The organism is Lacrimispora sp. (assembly GCF_032078915.1).
GTDB lineage: Bacteria > Bacillota > Clostridia > Lachnospirales > Lachnospiraceae > Lacrimispora.
The window spans coordinates 1-5999 of record NZ_DAMAUN010000142.1; the positions used below are offsets into that span (position 1 = coordinate 1).

Annotated in this window: 4 protein-coding genes and 1 pseudogene; all 5 read left to right on the plus strand. The window is 46.1% G+C overall.

Going from position 1 to position 5999, the window contains the following annotated elements; translation table 11 throughout:
* Positions 1–835, plus strand: an 835-nt coding sequence (locus tag RT269_RS28535) for an ABC transporter substrate-binding protein (RefSeq protein ID WP_313187805.1), incomplete at its 5' end; no start/stop codon positions are given.
* A gap of 247 nt (positions 836–1082) precedes the next feature.
* On the plus strand, positions 1083–2504 hold the full coding sequence (locus tag RT269_RS28540) for an extracellular solute-binding protein (RefSeq protein ID WP_313187806.1): 1422 nt from the start codon (positions 1083–1085) through the stop codon (positions 2502–2504).
* Positions 2505–2690: 186 nt separating this feature from the next.
* Complete coding sequence (locus tag RT269_RS28545; RefSeq protein ID WP_038280908.1) at positions 2691–3569, plus strand: carbohydrate ABC transporter permease; 879 nt, start codon at positions 2691–2693, stop codon at positions 3567–3569.
* A gap of 12 nt (positions 3570–3581) precedes the next feature.
* The gene (locus RT269_RS28550; RefSeq protein WP_313187807.1) at positions 3582–4403 is read left to right on the plus strand and encodes a carbohydrate ABC transporter permease; all 822 of its coding nucleotides are present in this window, start codon (positions 3582–3584) and stop codon (positions 4401–4403) included.
* 20 nt (positions 4404–4423) lie between these two features.
* Positions 4424–5999 (plus strand): annotated as a pseudogene (locus tag RT269_RS28555) (alpha-mannosidase); the annotation flags it as partial.

Genomic DNA, 5999 nt, shown 5'->3' on the forward strand with positions numbered 1-5999 from the left:
AGTGGTAAACGGCATCTGCTATTCCGTTCCCTTTACCAGCAACCCCTATGTGGTATTTTATAATGAGGATCATTTGAGGAAGCATGATGCCGCCATACCGGATACGATGGAAGAGCTTCTTAAGCTGTGCAGGGAAACCAGTACCCTTGGCACCTATAATTTCGGCTTTGCCATGAAGAATAAAGAGGATATCGCCTCCAGTTTTCTGCAGATGATCTATTCGGCCGGAGGAACCCTGCGGAGCCTGGATACGGAAAATTGCATGAAACTGTATGAAATGCTTGGCAATATGAGGGATGAGGGGATCATAGACCAGGATGTGATCAACTGGAATCAAAAGGAGCTGATGAAGGCATTTTCCAAAGGATATGTGAAGATCGCCATCGCAGAGCTAAGCTCCATGTCCATATTGGAGAATTCGGACAGGAAGTGTAAGTATAAAATCGCGGAAATCCCATATATCCAGAAGCAGACTTATCTGCTGCAGGGAGACAACATCGGGATCACGGTAACGGCGGACATGGAAGAATCCATAAAACTGCTGGACTATCTTACATCCAGGGATGTGATAAAAAGCTATTACGAAAATACCTACTGCCTTTCCGTAAGAACGGATGTAAAGGTAAATCCCGGACTGGTAAGAGGCCTTCCGGATGAATTCGTGGAACGGGAGAGAAACCAGAGCATCTTAAAAAATGCCTACACCACATGGTTTATCATATCAGATGGAATTGCAGGGAATCTAACGGATTTTCTCGGAGACAAGACCATGACACCGGAGGAGGTTTCCAAAAGGCTTCAAGGTGACATCAGGAACGCCATTTTAGAAAGGTAGGCGGAAAGGTTAAAATTATACCCCTTTTCTAAAATTTTGGAATACTCTGTAAAACCTTCTTATGCTATCATTCTCTTAACCACTATAAGAAACACGCTTCACGGGTTACTTATAGTTAGCGCGGAAGTCGATGAATAAGCATGCAGGCATATTTAGCCGGCTCGCTGCCCGCGTAGATAAAGATACCTTACAAGTATATGTTTCTTCCCAGGAAGTCTGGGAAACAAATAAGAGATGGGAGGGTTTTATGAAGAAAATGAAGAAAGTTGCAGCAGCGGTGCTTGCATCGTCCATGATTCTTTCCCTGGCAGCATGCCAGGGTTCCGGGGCAAAGACGGAGACAACAGCCCAGGATAAGACAGAAGCAGCTTCCGGGGAAACCGGAAAAACAGCGGAAACCCAGGGCACAGGCCAAAAGACGAAAATTTCCATCACCTTCCGTGATGGAGGAAGCGATGCTTTAAAGAACTGGTTTGAGCAGGCGTATGAGACTTATGATAAAAAGGATTCCATTGAACTTGACATTGCCCCCATTACCGCTTCAGAAGGGGATTATTTTGCAAAGGTGGCGCTGGCACTTCAATCAGCGGATACGGCTCCGGACATTGTCTGCGAAGATACGTTCCAGCTTCCCTCTGATGTGGCAGCCGGATATCTTACCGATCTTTCTGCCTACTTAAAGGACTATAAGGAATGGAATGACGGGACCTTCTACGGGCCTCTGGTGGAGGGGGTTACATACAGTGACGGAAGCGTGTACGGAATCCCTTATTGTACCGATACCCGCGGATTGTGGTATAACAAAGACATATTTAAGGCAGCCGGCTTAGATACGGAGTGGCAGCCAAAAACCTGGCAGGAGATCCTGGATACCTGCAAGGTCATCAAGGAGAAATGCCCGGATGTGGTGCCTTTCTGGTGCAATTCAGGAGTAGCAAGTGGAGAAGCCACCTCCATGCAGACCTATGAGATGCTTCTTTACGGGACAGGTGAACAGCTTTTAGATGAAAATGATAAATGGATCGCATCCAGCGAAAATATTTTAAAATCCCTGAATTTTATCAACACCATATATAAGGAAGGATACGGGCCATCCCTTTCCAAGGTATTAAACGGAGAGGCAGGAAACATTGCTTCCAGAGAATACTTACCGGGAGGCAAGCTTGCCATTTCCTTAGACGGATACTGGATGACAGGAAATTACAAGGAAACAGGATCGGCTCCATGGCCGGAATACATGGATAAGCTTGGCATCGCAGCCATGCCCACCTCTGAGGGGCAGAAACCGGGAAGCATCACCATGTCAGGCGGCTGGGCATTATCCATACCGCAGCTTTCCGACCAAAAGGATGCTGCAATGGATTTTATCAAGCACTGCATGAGCTATGATATTTACTTAGATACCATCATTGCCCAGGGAAATATTGCAACCAGAACTGATATTGCAGCAGATCCTACATACGCTTCCCAGCCCTTTATGGAAAAGTGCACCGGCTTTTTATCCGGAGCTTTCTACAGGCCAAGAAACAGCCAGTATTCAACGGTTACTACCCATATCCAGACCATGGTGGAATCGGTTGTGTCAGGTACGAGTCCGGAGGATGCAATGGCGCAGTATAAATCAGACGTAACGAACAGCGTTGGCGCAGATAAAACCGTGACAAAATAAACGTTCAGGATTTGAAGGGGAGGGCTAACGTGCAATAGCAAAGCACCTGGCTCTCCCTGTTTTTATTCAAACGGAGGAAACCCCTTACAGGGATACCTATATGCCCTTAAATACAGGGCGGAAATGAGGAAACCCCTTACAGGGATACCTATATGCCCTTAGAAACAGGGCAGAAAAGAGGAAACCATGAATAAAAAAAGCAGCCGGCTGTTTGCGGAAGCAAGAAAATCAGTATTAATTCTACCCTCTATGGTCCTTTTGCTTATATTTTTTGTGATGCCGATTTTATTGACCGTTTATTATTCTTTTACAAACCTGGCCCTATCAGGAGAGAATGCAAAACAGCTTAAATTTATCGGCCTGTCCAATTATGTCAGCATGTTTAAGGACCGCACCGTACGCATCAGCATTGTCAACACCCTTGTTTTTCTCCTTGGAAGCCTGATCGGGCAACAGGTCCTGGGCTTTCTCATTGCCCTTAACATGAGAAACAGAAACAGGATCTTCCGGGGGATCGTAGGTCCTGTTTTCCTGGCAGGCTGGATCATGCCGGAGGTGGTTGTAGCCTTATGCTGCAGCACCTTTTTCGGAGATGAAGGTACCTTGAACCAGATCTTTTCTTTTTTCCACCTTCCTACCGTGGAATTCCTGTTTGCCATTCCAATGGCAACGGTTATTTTAGCAAATATATGGCATGGGACTGCATTTTCCATGATGAACTTTCAGTCAGCGTTAGATGGGGTACCGGCGGATATTGAGGAAGCGGCAAAGGTGGATGGGGCAGGCCCTTTTCAGACCATGTTAAGGATCATACTTCCCTGCATCAAGAACACCATAGCCACAAATACCATGCTGAATACCTTATCCACCCTGGGCGTATTCGGGCTGATCTACATGATGACAGGCGGGGGACCTGGAACCAAAACCCTGACCCTTCCCATCTTTATGTACCGGCAGGCATTTATTTCCCAGCAGCTTGGATACGGCACGGCTATTTCCATGATTCTGCTTGTGATCGGGATTGTGCTCAGTGTTTTTTATACAAGAGTCATGAGAAAGGACTAGAGGAGGTGCTTCATGTATTGGAAATTAAGAAAAACGGTGCCCTATGGGGTGCTAACCTTATTAGCTGTTATATTTGTCCTTCCCCTGCTTTGGATCGTGCTGGCCTCCTTTGACGGCAACGCTTCTCAGGCAGTGAAGGTGCCAACCCAGTGGACCCTTGATAATTACAAGGTGATCCTGTCCAGCCAGACCAATCAGCGGGCATTTGCCAACGGACTGCTCATTTCCTTTGGACAGTCGGTCCTGGTGGTGTTATTTGCAGGCCTTGCAGCCTATCCCCTGTCAAGATATGAACTTCGTTATAAAAGTCTGTTTTTATATACGATTTTATTTATGACCTCCCTTCCCATAACGGCAGTCATGGTGCCGGTGTATAAGATGTTCCTGACCATTGGCCTGTATGACAAGACTTTGGGCCTCATCTTATTTCTGACGGCGACCTCCATGCCTTATGGGATCTGGCTCATGAAAAATTTTATGGACAATGTCCCCATAGAACTGGAGGAGGCGGCCTGGGTAGACGGTGCGTCCACATTGGCAAGCATTCAGAAAATCATCACACCCTTAATGTTTCCGGGAATCTGCGTGGTTTTCATCTTTACCTTTTCAGGGAGCTGGGGCAACTTTTTTATACCCTATATCCTGTTGCAGACCCTAAATAAATTACCGGCATCTGTTACCCTATATCAATTTTTCGGACAGCATGGTATGATAATCTATGGACAGTTGGCCGCTTACTCGGCCGTCTATGCCATTCCTTCTATATTACTTTATATTTTGTCACAAAATTATATGTCAAAGGGCTTTAATATGGCCGGCGCAGCCAAAGGCTGATGCATAAGGAGGAGATTACAATGATACTGATCAAAGAACGGATTGGAAAACTGGTGGAAGACCTTAAGGAACTTATCTATGTGAAAGAAGTTCCTGTCACCAGTTACCGGATGTTAAAATCCGGGGAACGCTTTTTAAATGTCCAGGACCTTCGCACCGATGACTGGGAGGAGCTTACAAGTGCAGAACTGTGGGGCGGCCACAGGGAATATTTCTGGTTTGAAACAGTCATTGCCATTCCCGCAGAGTTTAAGGATCAATGGGTGGTGTATGAGTTAAAAACCGGAAGAGAAGGGCTGTGGGATGCCACGAATCCCCAGTTTACCATTTACGTCAATGGTGTCAGGCGGCAGGGGCTTGACGTCAATCACAGGGAGGTGCTGCTGACGGAAAAAGCAGAGCCAGGTGAGACGTTTCGAATCGTTTTATCCGCATTTACCGGGGATCAGAATTTCAAGCTTGTCATGGATTCCAGGATAAAGGTGTTAGACAGGGAAACAGAGCAGTATTATTATGATATTTCCGTTCCTTATCAGGTCGCAAGGCTTCTTCCTGACAGTGACAGTGCCTATCTCTCCATCATTCATGCAGTGAATGAATCCTTAAATCTTCTGGACTTAAGAAAGGAATATTCGGAAGAATATTATGAAAGCCTGAAAAAAGCCCGGCGATACATGAAGGAAGAATTCTATGATAAATACAGCGGAAACAGTAAAGAAACGGTTTACTGCGTGGGCCATACCCACATTGACGTAGCCTGGTTATGGACCCTTGCGGTTACGGAGGATAAGGCGGTAAGAAGCTTTTCCACGGTGCTGGAGCTGATGAAACAGTATCCGGAATATATCTTTATGTCAAGCCAGCCCCAGCTTTATAAATATGTTAAGAAACATGCTCCTGAGGTTTATGAAGAGATACAAAAACGTGTTGCAGAAGGAAGATGGGAGACAGAAGGCGGCATGTTTGTGGAAGCAGACTGCAATCTTTCCTCCGGGGAGTCCCTTGTGCGCCAGTTCCTTCATGGCAAGGAATTTTTCAGGGAAGAATTCGGGAAGGACAATGAGATTTTATGGCTTCCCGATGTGTTCGGATATTCCGCCGCCCTTCCTCAGATCATGAAAAAATGCGGCATCAAATATTTTATGACTACGAAAATCAGCTGGAATGAATTCAATAAAATGCCCTATGACACCTTTGAATGGGAAGGAATTGACGGAACCAGGATATTAACCCACTTCAGCCCAAGCCGTGACTATCATAAGGCAGCTGAGGAGGGTGGAACAGAAACCGAGCATTTCACTACCTATAATGCATACATAAATCCTTCACAGGTAAAAGGAGCCTGGGCCAGATACAGCCAGAAATATTTAAATGATGAGGTCTTAATGTCCTTTGGCTACGGAGACGGCGGCGGCGGTCCTACCAAAGATATGCTGGAAAACCAGCGGAGGCTTGAAACGGGCATACCAGGCTGTCCAAGGACTGTGATGAGTACGTCTAAGGCATTTTTTGAGAAGCTGGATAAAGAAGTAAGAGGAAAAAAATATCTGCCTTCCTGGGTCGGAGAATTATACTTGGAATACCACAGGGGCACCT

Bases quoted from the DNA above. Each gene is read 5' to 3' on its own strand.
- RT269_RS28540 (WP_313187806.1), top strand. From the start codon at position 1,083: ATGAAGAAAATGAAGAAAGTTGCAGCAGCGGTGCTTGCATCGTCCATG.
- RT269_RS28545 (WP_038280908.1), top strand. From the start codon at position 2,691: ATGAATAAAAAAAGCAGCCGGCTGTTTGCGGAAGCAAGAAAATCAGTA.
- RT269_RS28550 (WP_313187807.1), top strand. From the start codon at position 3,582: ATGTATTGGAAATTAAGAAAAACGGTGCCCTATGGGGTGCTAACCTTA.